The 14829-nt window shown below is 44.9% G+C and carries 12 protein-coding genes and 1 pseudogene; 12 read left to right on the top strand and 1 reads right to left on the bottom strand.

From position 1 onward, the window contains the following. The 12 genes and pseudogenes from CHA01nite_RS20745 to CHA01nite_RS19385 all read left to right on the top strand — a co-directional run. A pseudogene (locus CHA01nite_RS20745) lies at positions 1–933 on the top strand (hypothetical protein); the annotation flags it as partial. 91 nt (positions 934–1024) lie between these two features. Continuing rightward, the gene (locus CHA01nite_RS19435) at positions 1025–2374 is read left to right on the top strand and encodes a phage tail-like protein (protein WP_146944496.1); all 1350 of its coding nucleotides are present in this window, start codon (positions 1025–1027) and stop codon (positions 2372–2374) included. A gap of 144 nt (positions 2375–2518) precedes the next feature. Next, positions 2519–3682, top strand: coding sequence for a phage tail-like protein (locus CHA01nite_RS19430; protein WP_146944494.1), 1164 nt, complete (start codon positions 2519–2521; stop codon positions 3680–3682). Positions 3683–4225: 543 nt separating this feature from the next. Further along, entirely contained in the window at positions 4226–5962 is a 1737-nt protein-coding gene (locus CHA01nite_RS19425; protein WP_146944492.1) for a phage tail-like protein, read from the top strand. A gap of 367 nt (positions 5963–6329) precedes the next feature. Next, positions 6330–6656, top strand: coding sequence for a hypothetical protein (locus CHA01nite_RS19420; protein WP_146944490.1), 327 nt, complete (start codon positions 6330–6332; stop codon positions 6654–6656). Positions 6657–6793: 137 nt separating this feature from the next. Beyond that, positions 6794–7996: a glycosyltransferase gene (locus CHA01nite_RS19415; RefSeq protein ID WP_170234782.1), complete on the top strand. Its 1203-nt coding sequence runs from the start codon at positions 6794–6796 to the stop codon at positions 7994–7996. Between the two features lie 168 nt (positions 7997–8164). Then, on the top strand, positions 8165–8893 hold the full coding sequence (locus CHA01nite_RS19410) for a DNA-binding domain-containing protein (RefSeq protein ID WP_146944485.1): 729 nt from the start codon (positions 8165–8167) through the stop codon (positions 8891–8893). A gap of 480 nt (positions 8894–9373) precedes the next feature. Next, positions 9374–9979 carry a hypothetical protein gene (locus tag CHA01nite_RS19405; protein ID WP_146944483.1) on the top strand — a complete coding sequence of 202 codons (606 nt, stop codon included), beginning with the start codon at positions 9374–9376 and terminating at the stop codon, positions 9977–9979. Positions 9980–10297: 318 nt separating this feature from the next. Next, entirely contained in the window at positions 10298–10840 is a 543-nt protein-coding gene (locus CHA01nite_RS19400) for an OmpH/Skp family outer membrane protein (RefSeq protein WP_146944481.1), read from the top strand. Between the two features lie 735 nt (positions 10841–11575). Then, a complete protein-coding gene (locus CHA01nite_RS19395; protein WP_146944479.1) occupies positions 11576–12019 on the top strand; it encodes a transposase in 444 nt (147 codons plus the stop codon). Positions 12020–12299: 280 nt separating this feature from the next. Further along, positions 12300–12593 (top strand): hypothetical protein, encoded by a 294-nt coding sequence (locus tag CHA01nite_RS19390; RefSeq protein ID WP_146944477.1) that lies wholly within the window; start codon positions 12300–12302, stop codon positions 12591–12593. A 5-nt stretch (positions 12594–12598) separates the two neighbouring features. Further along, on the top strand, positions 12599–12916 hold the full coding sequence (locus CHA01nite_RS19385) for a helix-turn-helix domain-containing protein (RefSeq protein ID WP_146944475.1): 318 nt from the start codon (positions 12599–12601) through the stop codon (positions 12914–12916). A gap of 724 nt (positions 12917–13640) precedes the next feature. On the opposite strand, the gene CHA01nite_RS19380 is transcribed toward CHA01nite_RS19385, so the two are convergent. After that, positions 13641–14711 (bottom strand): phage tail-like protein, encoded by a 1071-nt coding sequence (locus CHA01nite_RS19380; RefSeq protein WP_146944473.1) that lies wholly within the window; start codon positions 14709–14711, stop codon positions 13641–13643. Positions 14712–14829: the final 118 nt, after the last annotated feature.

Below are 14829 nucleotides of genomic sequence, written 5' to 3'. Positions count from 1 at the left end.
AGGCTCGACAATCAGAATGCCACCAATGGTAAAACCTACTCCTTAATCTCAACCGGACCTGCAAGCAACGGGGGCTCCGGATTTTTCCAGATCTATGACACCAATGCCGGCGCAAGTAGAATAGCGGTAAACGGAGACGGAATGGTTGGTATCGGAAATACTGCTCCTGCCTATAATCTGGATGTCCTGGGAGCAGGTTCCGGATCGGCTGTTACCCGTATTCAGAGCAACAATGCAAACGGCGCTGCGGAATTAAGGCTCGACAATCAGAATGCCACCAATGGTAAAACCTACTCTTTAATCTCAACCGGACCTGCAAGCAACGGGGGCTCCGGATTTTTCCAGATCTACGATGTCAACGCCGGAGCCAGTAGGGTAACCGTAAACGGAAGTGGCATGGTGGGTATAGGAACCAATGCACCAACGGCAAAACTCGAAATCAATAATGGTACGACGGCCGGGGCGATTAAAATTACGGATGGAACTCAGGGAGCCGGTAAAGTACTGACTTCCGATGCCAACGGACTGGCGTCATGGAGCAATACCGTAACTACCGCCTTTGCCAATGCCTGGTCTTCAGCATCGGGAACCTTGGTAAATCCTTTTACCGGGACAACAGGTGGTTCAGGGCTGAATACAGGATTAAGCATCACCATTCCTTCAAAAGGATGGTATTTTTTCAGATTTGGTATTACCATAGTTTCGGACTGTAATGATTACAGCTTTTACATCAACGGTATCGGAGATGTTTGGAAAGCATATTGTGCCACTTCAGGCAGTCAGACGATGACTCCCCGCGATCAGACTCGGGTACTCTATTTTACAGCACCGGGAACCTATACAGTATACGGCCAAAAAACCAATGGTATTGTTCCTTCTTTCAATCTCGGAAATCCTTCATTTTACCTGGATTTTGTAAAATTCCAGAACTAAAATATATTGGATCGAAAAACTGAAGATTTTACTTTCCCAACGTATATCAGTCGTTTGATTTTTCAGCTTTTAAAACCATAAAGATAAATAAATGAGAAAAAACATATTCAGCCTTGCCGCCATCCTGGCCATAGGTACATTCAGCGCCCAGGTACGGACCGTCAACTCGGCCACCAACGTATCGGTAACCAACAGCCCGGCCTTTATCGATGCCTCTTCCAATACCACCGTGAACGGATCTTCCAATGTGGGAAAAGGACTGATTTTCCCAAGAGTAGACCTTTCAGCCATGACCGCCTTCCCGGGCGTTACTGCGGGTATCCCGAACTCCTTCCCAACCCGGTTCGACGGGATGATCGTCTACAACACCGCTTCTTCCGGAACTGCCGGCGTAGGATCTACCCAGGGAACGTTAACCCCGGGATACTGGTATTATGAAAACAAAACGTCCTCCAATACCGGAGGAACCTGGAAACCGATGAGTCCCGCAACCTCCGCTGTGGCCAACACCGCCAGCAACGGGCTTACTTTATCTGGCAATGATGTAAAGCTGGGCGGAACCCTTAGTCAGCCCACTACGATTAATACTTCAGTTTCCAATCCTTTAAATTTTACCGGTACCGGAGCAGGACCGGCAGTAAATATTAAAGCTTCAGATTATTGGATTTCATCTGCCTTTTCATCATCTGCTACAAATGCCGGCAATGGAACTAATCCCGATAAAGTAATAATTGGTACCTATTCGGGTACTGGTACTATTGGCGCACATAATAATGCCCTGTCTGCCTGGTCAGATCTGGCCATCAATCCGGCAGGAGGCAATGTTGGAATCGGTACCACAACCCCCGGTGCAAAACTGGACGTAAACGGATCAATCAAAATAAGTGGAGGAAATCCCGGTATGGGAAAAGTCTTGGCAAGCAGCGATGCTAACGGACTGGCAAACTGGATCAGTATTCCTTCAAGCTGGTTTGCCATTCTGAAAGGAGGATATTTGCCAAAACTTACAACCGGAGGTACCGAAAGAATTATCGACTTTAATACAGGAATTATCAGCAATGCTGCTCTTGGTAATTATAATACTTCCAATGAAACCATTACGGTTCCTTATACCGGAAATTACAGAATTACCATTTCAGGATGGTGGGGATTTCCCATAACTCCGGGTGGTTTTTTAGCCATTGTACATTTAAAAGTAAATAATGTCGCTCTGTGGCGGCCCCATGCTCTTGGAAATAACGGTACGCCATTTAATACATCAACCGGAATATGTGTATCTTTTACTACGGTAGTACAGCTAAATGCCGGTGACGTATTAAGTGTCTATAATCAGGAAAATACAGGCTACTTTGCCACTCAGGTTGGAGTAGCCCCATCAGCCGCCAGTTCAACGGACACTTATTATCCTGCCCAGTTAGTCACCGAATTTATGGGATCCTAATGAATAGGACTATCAATGTTAATTTATTAAGATTAATTTCTTTTTCACTACCCAGTTTGAATTTGAAAAAGCCGGGTATGATCAGGTATACACTGTCTGGCTTTTTTAATTAAATAAACTATAAACACAAAACTTTTTATAACAATGAAAAAAAACATATTCAGCCTTGCCGCTATCCTGGCATTGGGGACCCTGAGCGCCCAGGTACGGACCGTCAACTCGGCGACCAACGTATCGGTAACCAACAGTCCGGCCTTTATCGATGCCTCTTCCAATACCACCGTGAACGGATCTTCCAATGTGGGAAAAGGGCTCATTTTCCCGAGGGTGGACCTCTCGGCCATGACCGCCTTCCCGGGCGTTACTGCGGGCATCCCCAACTCCTTCCCGACCCGGTTCGACGGGATGATCGTTTACAACACCGCTTCTTCCGGAACTGCCGGAGTAGGATCTACCCAGGGAACGTTAACCCCGGGATACTGGTATTATGAAAACAAAACTTCCTCCAATACCGGAGGGACCTGGAAACCGATGAGTCCCGCAACCTCCGCTGTGGCCAACACCGCCAGCAACGGGCTTACTTTAGCTGGCAATGAGGTAAAATTGGGTGGTAACCTAGGCCAGGCTACCACGATCACTAATAATGGAAATGCCCTGAACATTGCCGGCTCAGCATCAACAACCACTTTTGACAGTGCCGGAAATGTGGGGATCGGAACGACTGCTCCCACAGAAAACCTGGATGTGAGCGGTACTGCCCGCCTGAGAACCATCCCGTCATCCGGAGGAACAGTCATGCTTACTGCAGACAATAACGGCGTAATCAGGAAACAGGCATTGCCCGTTGCATCAGCTCCCGCACTGAAAGCCAACATCAGCAGCCCGGGCATTTCATTATCAACCACAGGCCCGGCGGGTTATTCCAATACCGGATTCGGCATAACTATCCCTGCCAACAGCAAATATATGATACAGATTTATCAGATTTTACGGACGGCTAATGCGAATTATCAGGTTCCGGCAGGGCAATCCGTATGGGTACAGGCTACCTTAGCAGATAGTCCGACCGCTACCGCATCAAGTGCCGATCTTGTAGGAGGTCAGTATTTCAGTGGCAATTACAGCGCTTCGATGTCTTTAAATATGATGTCCGGAATTCTTACGATTAATAATACAAGCAGCAATGCTAAAAACTATTATCTCGCTGTGAGGATTGGTTTGGTAAGTGGCGGGCTAAATACGACACTTACGGAGCTGGGGGGCAGCGCAACCTCTGAAAACCAGATTTTTGCCGTTCCTATAAATTAATCTAAGAACAATTGTGCTAATCTCAGTTAAAATAAATATTGATTATTAGTCTTGATTACGAAGCGATACATCTGAAATTAAAAATGTGGAAAGAACGATAAACCATGTCTTGCAGGAAACAAAAAGAAGTACAATGCAGAGTAAATGCCGCCCCGCTCCTGTACTTCCGGAACTCTATCTATCGAGGTGCAGCTTATGATGATACCTGTACTTTAAAAAAAATTCCGGAATGGATGGTCTAACGGTCTCTCTTATCAATATGTGATCTTACGGGAATCCGGAAATTCTGATACAGCATAAACCATCAATCCAGATTAAAAATGCAACCCATGAAGAAAAACATCCTTTTCAGGATCCGCTCCATACAGAGGGGCGGCGTACCCAAAGTACTGATCTTTATCAATTTGTGCATTTGAACCCGTGGGACCACGGTATGGCTTTTTTCCCAAAGCGCTCCCGCGGCTTTTTACCGATCTGACCGAAAACTTAAATATTGAATTTTAAACATTAAACCCTGAACCTTAAACATTAATCTTTACAACGATGAAAAAAAACATAATCACGCTAACCGCTATCCTGGCACTAGGAACTTTCAGCGCCCAGGTACGGACCGTCAACTCGGCGACCAACGTATCGGTAACCAACAGCCCGGCCTTTATCGATGCCTCTTCCAATACCACTGTCAACGGATCTTCCAATGTGGGAAAAGGACTGATTTTCCCAAGAGTAGACCTTTCAGCCATGACCGCCTTCCCGGGCGTTACTGCGGGTATCCCGAACTCCTTCCCAACCCGGTTCGACGGGATGATCGTCTACAACACCGCTTCTTCCGGAACTGCCGGCGTAGGATCTACCCAGGGAACGTTAACCCCGGGATACTGGTATTATGAAAACAAAACCTCTTCCAATACCGGAGGGACCTGGAAACCGGTAAGCACAGCTGCTGCCGGAGTGGCCAACACTGCGAGCAACGGACTTACCCTCTCAGGAAATGATGTAAAGATGGGCGGAACCCTTAGCCAGGCAACCACCGTCAGTGGGCTGACCGCTACCAATACCCTGAGCTTTACCGGAACCGGACTCAACGCCTTTTCAGTAGACGGAAGTACCCTTTCTGCCGATGCAGCCAACCACAGAATCGGAATCGGTACCACCACTCCGGGAAGCCGACTGGAAATTACAGGAACCGGCGGGTTTGATGACGATCTGTCTCTGACTTCTAACGGCAGCAGCTATAACTCAACAATCATATTTAATAAAAGCAGAGGAACCAATGCCGCTCCGTCCAGTGTTTCCAATTCCGATTTCCTGGGAGATCTGATCTTTAAGCCTTATGCAGGCAATAATTATCTCACCACCGCAAAAATACAGGTCCAGGTGAATGGAACGGTTGCCTCAAATTCGGTCCCTACGGATCTGCTTTTTTCAACGGGAAGCTCGGTAGGGACAGAAAGGATGAGAATTACTTCCTCCGGAAATGTGGGAATCGGGACGTCCAGTCCTGCAGCTCCGCTGGATGTTGCCGGCAATGTAAACATCAGCCCGAAAGCCGGAACGGCCTCCTCCCTTAACTTATATGAGGATACCGCCAACGGAACCAATAAAATTACCCTGAAGTCTCCGGCCAATGTGGCTACGGACCGAAGCATTACCCTGCCGGCAAATGCACCGGTAAGCGGCTATGCCCTGGTAACCGACGGTTCCGGAAATACTTCCTGGGGATCGGTAACGCCGTCTGCCAGTACCCTGTCCAGCATTGCGCTTTTTGCGTCTCCTTCTGTTCCCATAACACCCAATAATGGCTCCGTATCCGGCTCGGTAACCGACCAGCGATTTTTCCAGCAGTTTGATACCGCTATTGTAAACCCACTGAATAATTTCAATGTTTCCACCGGGACTTTTACGGCCCCGCAGTCCGGAAATTATCTGGTCACTGCCTATATTGTTCCTAACGCAGCTCCTTACAACAACACTCCGAATTATTCTTATCCGATCAATCTGGAAGTAAGAAAGAACTGCGGCGGAAATGCTTCCGGCGGATCAATCGTAATGGATAATGCGGCCATCAGATGGGCTACTCCTTTAGTTCCCGCACTAAGATTTGCCGTTAATGTAAACGGAATGGTGACCCTTGCAGCAGGAGATACTCTCAACTTAGTCGTATACCTTCTAGGACAAAACAGTTCGACGTCAGATACCGCTGGTCTGTCTTTTCCACTGAACTTCAGCTACGCCGGTGTGACAACCTTTAAGGCTTTATTCAGTGTAACGGCTTTATAGCAGAAATTGATATGACCGGCCCAACCTGAAATCTTTCAGGAAATAAAAAGAAGTACAAGGCGGGACAAATGCTGTCCCGCTCCTGTACTTCCGGAACCTTATCGATCGAGGTGCAGCTTATGATGGTCCCGTACCTTGAAAAAAATTTCCGGAATGAAGGGTCTAACCGTCTCTCCTACCAGTATACGATCTTACTGCAAATCCGGAAATTCTGATACAGCATAAACCGTCAATCCAGATTAAAAATGCAACCCATGAAGAAAAACATCCTTTTCAGGATCCGCTCCATTCAGATGGGCGGCACACACAAGGTACTGACCAGTATTTGTGACAATCTCGACAAAAAAAATTTGAGTCTGTTGTCCTGATGGATCTACGGCAGGGCGAACTGGGAAAGGATTTTCCGAAGGACGTGCGCGTGATTTCTCTTGTTCACGGACGGGAGGAAATAAGTGATCATAGAACGCAGCTCTTTTTCAGGCTTTCTTTACGCAACATGAAGCTGAAAAGCTACTGTCATTTTTCCGGCCTGCTGAAAAGGAAAGTAAGAGCAGCTCCCGATATTGAGGGTTTTCATTACACATTCTTTCCTGCCATCAATTCTGCCTGTATGGCAGATGCTTCGGTCTCATCAGCCGGGTCATTCAGTGATAAGACATGCCTGCAGATCCTTACTACCCCGGTTAAACAATGACAGATAGACTAACCCTCAAAGATGGCACCCTCCTGTGTATAAAAACCAGAAAAAAATGAGCGATACCCTGGGTGTTTAACGCTTTTCCGGATCTGCCCGTCATGCGGTCAATAAAAATATTATATAAAAAATTAATAATGAAGAAAAAAATAGTATTCAGGATCCCCAATATGGAAATGGGCGGCGTCCAGAAAGTCATGCTGGATGTCATTGAACACCTGGACCGCTCGTATTTTGAGCCCTTTGTTTTGCTGGATATCCGCCAGGGAGCGCTTCTCCGGGACATCCCGCCGTCCGTCACCGTCTTTTCCCTGACCGGCGGCCGTGAAGACATGTCTCGGCTGAAAACCGTCCGCATCCTCCAGCTTGCGGCAAGACGCCTGAACCTGCTCAGGTACCGGTATTTTCCGGGACTGCTGCGCAAAAAGCTGGGCTTTGTTCCCGATATCGAGATCGCCATGATGAACCCTTCAGTGGAAGGACTGCTCGCCAGCCCTTTTATGTCCTCAAAAAAGATCAACTGGTTCCACTCCGACATCCGGCACTGGACGCCGGAATACGGAAAAAGGATGGCCGTCATGATGAACCTCTGCGACAGTACGATCTTTGTTTCCCAGGCTACGGAAGAGCATTTCCGCAGCCATCTTTCCATGGAAATCCGCAACAGCATCTGCATCTATAATACCTTTGATGAGGCCGGGGTGAAAAGGAAGGCGGCAGAAAGCGTACGGGATGCAGGAGAGCGGGACATCCTGAAGCAGTCTCCGCTTTTTGTCTCGGTAGGAAGACTGTGCCACCAGAAAGGGTATGATATCCTGGCGGAAGCCCACCGGGAGCTTCTTGACGAAGGCTTCTCCCATACCATCGCCATTGTAGGCAGCGGGGTGGATTCCGTGAAGCTGGAACGGCTCATACAGTCACTGCAGATCGGCAGCTCTTTCTTCTTACTGGGCCCGAAGCATAACCCCCATCCTTATATACGGGCGGCCGACTATTACATCCAGCCCTCCCGTTATGAAGCATATCCCCTGTCCGTAGGGGAAGCGCTGATCCTGAACAGGCCGGTAATCTGTACGGATGTGGGAGGCGTGCGCGAACTTCTGGTCCACGAAAGAACAGGCTATCTGGCGGATCCTTCCAAAGAAGGCCTGAAAGAGGCCATGCGCAGGTTCATGACCGACCGTGATCTGGTGGCGCAGATCCGGGAAGGACAGAAAGCCCTGAATTTCCGGCAACATAACGCCAGGATTTACCGGCAAATCAACCAGCATTTTAGGGAAATATCCGATCCGGCATACGAGGCCACAGAAGGTCTTAAACTTGAGACAAACCTGTCTTAAAACTTTTACAGCAAGCTTTTTGCCACAATTCCGGTAAAAAATTACATTTGTATCCCGTACCGGTGAAGTATTACCCTCTGAGGATCCCGGAGACCGGCTGCCAGCCACTGTCTTCATCGTCCGGAAGAATGTCCGGTGCCGGAACAACCTTAACCAAATTGAAAAAAAATGCCCGTATTACACAAAATCAAAGCCTATCTGTATGATAACGTGCTTACTCCCGACCCTAACGATTTTATTGCCCGTACCGCCAGCGAGCGGTCGCTGAATGTAAAACAGATCTGTGAGGCTTCCGTCAACCGTGGCGGTGCCGATGTTGCAGCGGCTTCCATGGAGCACGCCGTGGAACTTTTCCTCAAAGAAATGGCCTATCAGCTTTGCGACGGATATTCGGTAAACACCGGTTATTTCACGGCCTGCATCCAGATCCGAGGCGTTTTCAGTTCGGCCGCAGAAACCTTCGATCCCAAAAAACACCACATCCTGTTCCAGTTCAACCAAGGCGAAAAGCTGCGGACGGAAATCCCCAATATCGAAATCAGCATTCTCGGGGTGGCCCAAAGCGATGCCATTATCCTGGAAATAAAAGATGTAAAAAGCGGAACCGTAAACGATCTGCTGACTCCGGGGAAAAACCTCAAGATCAGGGGAAACAAAATCAAGGTCATGGGCGAGAACCAGGCCAACGGCATTTTCTTTGTAGAAACGTCTACCCGGATGCGGCTGCCCGTGGAGGCTTCGGATATCGTGACCAATAATCCTTCCGAAGTAATCCTGGTGATCCCTGCCCTTCCTACCGGAACCTATTCGCTGGAAATCGTTACCCAATACAGCAACGGAACCCTGCTGAAAGAACCGCGGACCGCCACGCTGGATAAGATCCTTACCGTAGAATAACTTAAACCGAAGAAGAAGAACCCGGATTAACAGGTTGGAAGATGGAAGCTGGATGAAGGAAGTTTCTCTTGTCATAAATACAATCAAAGTTAGATGACCAAACAAGACCTTCTGTCATTCTATTAAAGAGAATTCTATTTAATATTCTGACCGAATAACCTTCTTTATTTTAAACTGAATAAACAGCTAAATACAAGTTAAGCATGGTCGAATTCACGTCAGAATAGCAGCACCGGACATGCACGTCCGGGTGGGATCCCTGATGACGGACGGGTGGGATGCCCTGAGACGGGCGGGCGGCCACTCCCCACCCGTCCGTCATCCGTTACCGGGAAAGGAATTTTTTTCTTTATGAAACAGGTTCCTCCCGCAAGAATTTTAACCTGAAAAATCCCGTCAAGGACTTCCGGTCCTTTTCTTCTTATTTTCTCAACCACCGAACCCATTTGTATTCATTGACTACCTATTAACATTTATTAAATGAAAACAGAAAATTTCAACCACCTTATCGATGACCAAACCGAATATTTCGATATCGACAAGTTTTATGAAAACAATAAAGAGGGGCAGAATAAAACCAATACCACCGAAAATCACACCACGACCCTATATACTGCAGGCAAAGAAGGAGCCTGGTTTACCTCTCTCAGTACCGGATGGGGAAGCTTTTTTTCGGTATATAAAGAATACAGCGGAAAAGGAATCATCCGATGTAAATGGGTCACTTTCCGAAACAGAGGGGCTGCAGTTGGAATGAAATATTATTTTGATGCTGAAGGCAGGATGCTGAAATCCGACGATATGGAAAAAGATTTTCTTTTTACCCCTCAGCAGGCCATCGGTTTCTGCATTGAAAAAGATATTGACCTTCTTAAAGAAAATGATCATTTTATTGAAAGGTACAATGATCATTCCGATAAAAAATCTTTTTATGTTATTTCTTATAAAGGAACTTACAATGAGCAATCCGGAAGGATATTCATTATTCTCGACGGAAATACGGGATTACAGGAACGGGTGGTCATCCATCCCCCCGGAAAACCCGGAAAAGTAATCTACAAAAAAGATAAACTCCTTAATAAATAAGAGATAGTGAAGATGATCTGAACAGCAGTATGTGTGGAGCACCGGTAAAGATCTTCAGGTCTTTATTAAATTATATGAATATTAAAAGTTGTTTGGCGGTTCCCAAACCCTCTCTTTTCTGTCTTAAAATTTCTATACCGGTGTATTATTCTTTAGACATAAATAAATTTAATGAAAGAGTAGGAATCTGTACTTTTGACCTAAGATTAAAATACAGTCGACCCCAGCATTACTGCCTTCTGCCGGTCTATGGCTTTGAACAAATCAGGTCTTTATCTTTGATTAAAGGCTAACAATTAAGATTAAATATAAGAATTTATGAAACTTTTTACTCCGGTGCTGTTATTTTTATTTTATGCAACCATGGCCAATGCGCAGACGACCGCCTTCATTTCCAAAGACAAGCTGTATCCAGCCTTAAAAGGCTTCAGTGCCAGACAGGCCAGTCTTGATACGCTCCGCTTAAAGCTCTCGCAGGAAATACAGGAGGAAGAGCAGACGCTGCAAAAAAAATACGAATCCATCATCAACCCGTATGCCCCGAAGCAGAATGAAACTTTCGAAAGCCTCCGGATGCGAATGAATAAAACCGATGCTGAAAAGCTGAAACTGCTTCAGGATGAACGGAAACTGCATGAGACCAGAATCAAAAGTTATAACAACCAGATCAGCGAACAGTACAGCCATGAGGTGAAGCCTTATCTTGAAAAAGCGGGTCAGCAGATCGAAGCCTACGCTAAAAAAAATAAGATTGATATGATATGGTACCTGGAAGATGTGAAACCGGCACTTCCCTACTATAACAGTTCTAAAGACATTACCCGGATTATTGCAGAAGAGGTAAACAAAATGCTTCCCTGACCGGAATAAAGGATTACTCACTGGCCTTTGAGCAGGGGCGGCTGCCCCCATTAGACTACCTAAACAGTATGACTCTATGTCGCCCTCTCAAAGGTTTTTAAAATGGTTTTAATACTCATTAAACTTATATCATATAAATCGCAGGTGAAATTTCATCAGTCAGATAAAATTTAAAGTTGGTTTAATTTTTTTTGCTTTGGAACAGCACCAACTGTTCCGAAGCTTTCAGAACAAAAGCTGATCCGGTGATCCCGGTTAAAATAAATCTTCAAAAAGGTTGCATAGGGAGCCTCTACTATAGAAAATCTCAGCAAAAAGACTTGGGGAATTTCAGAGCTTCAGCTACCGGACTTTGGAAATTTCCGCAGAAGACTTTGCAGTTTGCAGGTTGCCGCATTGAACATATGACGGATAACAATCAATAACCGCTTCGTTTGAAATGTAATATTAATCATAAGAGCTTTTTCATAGAATTTTGATTTCCGGGCAGAAGCATCCTATTCTGATACCATCTGAAAAACAGACTCCTGCTCTCTTAAGAATCGCGTATGAATAAAAACTGTTTAAATTCCTGATTTAATAAAATAACGGCCGGTAATAGTTTTATGTATACCCCATACAAGGTTGTTTTATGTAAGGCCGGTAGCTCTCCGGCCGGGATGATTTGATTGTACGAATACACCCGGCCGGAATTTTAAAACTGATGCAATTGTTATTAATAAAAAATGTAATGATATGGATTTTAAAAAATTTCATTTGGGAACTCTGATCAAAAGCAGGGTACAGGAACTCGATATTTCCATTAGCAGGCTAACAAAATTTCTTAAATGTTCGGAAGCGGATCTTGATGAGATGTACTCATCGGAAAGTCTTGACATCCTATTGGTTTTACGATGGTGTAAAATCCTGGAATATGACTTTTTCCGGCTCTATAGCCATCACCTGATTTTATATGCGCCGGCCCTCGAACACTCGAAAACCGGGAATCAGGAAAAAGATAAGTCCAAAAGCCTTCCCCAATTCCGGAAGAATATTTACAGTGAAGAACTTATCGATTATATTCTTGAAATGATTACCACAGGAAGAAAGACGAAGTTACAGGTGATCGAGGAATATAGAATTCCGAAGACCACTCTGTACAAGTGGATTTCCAAAAGAACGGTTATCAAAAGTAAATAATTCCGCAAGTCCGTTGTTTTCTTTCTTTTCTCCTTTACCGGCCTGTGTAATCGCCGAGGTGTTCATAACCCAAATAAAAACGTAATGAGACGGTATAATCATCTGACTGGCAAGACCGGAAAAGAGATCCTGCAGGAGATGGAAACCAGTATAACCACTATCCCTCCGATACCTGAATGAATATCACCCGCAAAAATATATGGAAGAAAGAAAATCATCATTCTTTATTTCAAACAGCAGATCCTAGACACTATTAAAAATGTATCATACCTGGTAAAACATGCTCAATTTCCTGATTTTTATAAAGAAGTTCAACAGCTACGAATGGAAAAACCAACAGCAGAAGAGAAGATATTATGTAAGAAGTATTCTTAATACCCAACTTATTCTGGGAAAAACTTCTGAAGAAGTGGAAGAGCTATTGGGAAAAAATGAATCCTGCTCACGAGTGGCGAACCGCTGGACCTATACCCTATACAACGAAACAAAAACCCGCAGAAAATATTTTCTGGTGGTTTATTTTGAGCATCATATTGCTGTAAAAGTAAGAAAAGAATATAAATCAATCTTCTAAACCTTATGAAAAAGAAAAATATTAATTATAAAAAGTTATATACGGAAATGATCCTGGAGAAGTATCCGCAGAAGATTTCGCAATGTCACTGCATTCTTAAGAAAAAAGAAATTACCGTTATGGATATTATCCGCCTGAACAAGATAATCTCTTCTGAAGCTTCGGAGAGCATTAACCAGAAATATAAATCGTACGACCGGACGGCCATCTTCGAAATTCTGGATTACCAGAAGAAACATCGACTGAATAACGTAGCAACCGCCAGGCATTTCAACATCAGCCGGAATACACTTGGTAGCTGGAAAAAACAATTTTTAGTATAAATAACATGGATTAAGAGGCTGGAAGCAGGAAGTTTCTCTTGTCAGACACAGGATCAAAGATATTGATTATCAAATTGAATAGGTTATCGCTTTATTAAAGGGGTTCCTATTAAATCCTGAACAGCTGGCCTTGTTTTTTTCAATCAGAGGGAATGGATTTATATTATTTTAAAGTCCCGCAAGGATGGCTTAATACAGGATAGGATGAAGTCCTGTCAGAATTGAGAACCGTTTATTTGTTCCGGCAAAGTGAGCGGTATCCAAAATCCTGACTGAATCAGCCTCATTTTTATTTTTGAATTAAATAATTGATTGAATATGATGTCACTACGGTCGAACTCACGTCATACATAATAATATTACCAGCGTAAACTACCGGAAAATCCGATCTCCGGTCATGTCCAAAAGCCCAGGTTATTCATCCGATACAATCAGAACTCATTCATTCCTAATTCAACCCCAGGCTCTCATGATTTGAGGGCTTTTTCTATAATCATGCAGTTCTTTTCATTCCATATATACAGAAGAATCTGGATTAACAGGCTGGAAGAATGAAGCTGGTGGAAGGAAATTTAACTCGTTAAAAAAATTGCTTAAAGTTCTTTATGCTCAAAATAAATCGTTGTGCCAGTTTAAAATGATCATACATAAAGGCGACCTCATTGCTGAAGCCGCCTTTTCCGTAATCATGCTTTCCGGAGTGATCGATCTTTCTATTCTGACATTACCGGATCGTATAAGCAGCAGCAGCGGTATTCCATCCGGGATCTGATGTTATTGTGACGTTTCCGTTCAGGTTGGAAAACTTTAAAAAATGATCAGCATTCCTACATGCACTGCTGTACGAAAACCTGATGGTAGAGGTCCCTTCACCGGTGACCGTCACAGTAGCCGGACCATTGGTATATAGTTTTGAAAATGTACCGTCATAGTTCAGAATCACCTCTATAGTGAATCTTTTATTAAGGGTAAATCCGTCATTACAAATATTATTGACAAATGACCCGGTAATTAGCGAACCGTATGGTACCTTAACAAGATCATTCAGGTTTTCTCCACTATTGGATATATAATTGATAAATCTTTTGGTAACCGTTCCGTCATTTTCCACTGAAAGGACATTCTGATTGACGACTGCCGTAGCAGCGGTGGTTTTGATGTTGGCAGTTCCTCTGATTACGGTATTTCCATAGACGTCCAGAACTTCTGCCGGAGTAGCTGTTCCGATCCCCACATTTCCGTTAGAAGCGAATGTTGTAGAAGATGCGGAACCTGCAATATTCAGGGCCTTCCCGTTATTGGTGATGGTGGTGGACTCATTAAGATTTCCACCTATTTTCACATTATTTCCTGTTAAAGTCAGACCATTGCTGGCCGTATTGGCCACTTCGGCAGTAGCTGTGCTTACCGGTTTCCAGGTCCCGCCGGTATTGGTAACGGATTTGTTGTCGTAAAACCAGTATCCCGGGCTCAGGGTCCCCTGGGTAGCTCCTACGCCGGCTGTTCCCGAAGCGGCGGTGTTGTAAACGATCATCCCGTCGAACCGGGTCGGGAAGGAGTTCGGGATACCTGCTGTAATGCCCGGAAAAGAGGTCATGGCTGAAAGATCCACCCTTGGAAAAATCAGTCCTTTTCCTACATTGGAAGAGCCGTTCACGGTGGTATTGGAAGAGGCATCGATAAAAGCCGGGCTGTTGGTTACCGATATGTTGGTGGCTGAGTTTACGGTACGTACCTGGGCACTCAGAGTTCCCAGCGCCAGCAGCGCCATGATATTAAATAAGTTGTTTTTCATTATTGTGCAGTTTAATTATGATGGGAAGCCGTTATCGGAATCGTTCCCGTTTTTTTAGGAGTAAGAGGGACCTGTAGCAAAGCATCCCATCCATCCCTGATTTCAAGTGATATTTTTG

This window comes from Chryseobacterium hagamense (genome assembly GCF_007991455.1).
GTDB lineage: Bacteria > Bacteroidota > Bacteroidia > Flavobacteriales > Weeksellaceae > Chryseobacterium > Chryseobacterium hagamense.
The sequence above is the reverse complement of the archived record's forward strand: the minus strand, read 5'-3'. Positions and strand labels throughout refer to the sequence as shown.

Coding starts and splice junctions, on each gene's coding strand:
- CHA01nite_RS19435 (WP_146944496.1), top strand. CDS start 1,025: ATGAGAAAAAACATATTCAGCCTTGCCGCCATCCTGGCCATAGGTACA.
- CHA01nite_RS19430 (WP_146944494.1), top strand. CDS start 2,519: ATGAAAAAAAACATATTCAGCCTTGCCGCTATCCTGGCATTGGGGACC.
- CHA01nite_RS19425 (WP_146944492.1), top strand. CDS start 4,226: ATGAAAAAAAACATAATCACGCTAACCGCTATCCTGGCACTAGGAACT.
- CHA01nite_RS19420 (WP_146944490.1), top strand. CDS start 6,330: ATGGATCTACGGCAGGGCGAACTGGGAAAGGATTTTCCGAAGGACGTG.
- CHA01nite_RS19415 (WP_170234782.1), top strand. CDS start 6,794: ATGAAGAAAAAAATAGTATTCAGGATCCCCAATATGGAAATGGGCGGC.
- CHA01nite_RS19410 (WP_146944485.1), top strand. CDS start 8,165: ATGCCCGTATTACACAAAATCAAAGCCTATCTGTATGATAACGTGCTT.
- CHA01nite_RS19405 (WP_146944483.1), top strand. CDS start 9,374: ATGAAAACAGAAAATTTCAACCACCTTATCGATGACCAAACCGAATAT.
- CHA01nite_RS19400 (WP_146944481.1), top strand. CDS start 10,298: ATGAAACTTTTTACTCCGGTGCTGTTATTTTTATTTTATGCAACCATG.
- CHA01nite_RS19395 (WP_146944479.1), top strand. CDS start 11,576: ATGGATTTTAAAAAATTTCATTTGGGAACTCTGATCAAAAGCAGGGTA.
- CHA01nite_RS19390 (WP_146944477.1), top strand. CDS start 12,300: ATGCTCAATTTCCTGATTTTTATAAAGAAGTTCAACAGCTACGAATGG.
- CHA01nite_RS19385 (WP_146944475.1), top strand. CDS start 12,599: ATGAAAAAGAAAAATATTAATTATAAAAAGTTATATACGGAAATGATC.
- CHA01nite_RS19380 (WP_146944473.1), bottom strand. CDS start 14,711: ATGAAAAACAACTTATTTAATATCATGGCGCTGCTGGCGCTGGGAACT.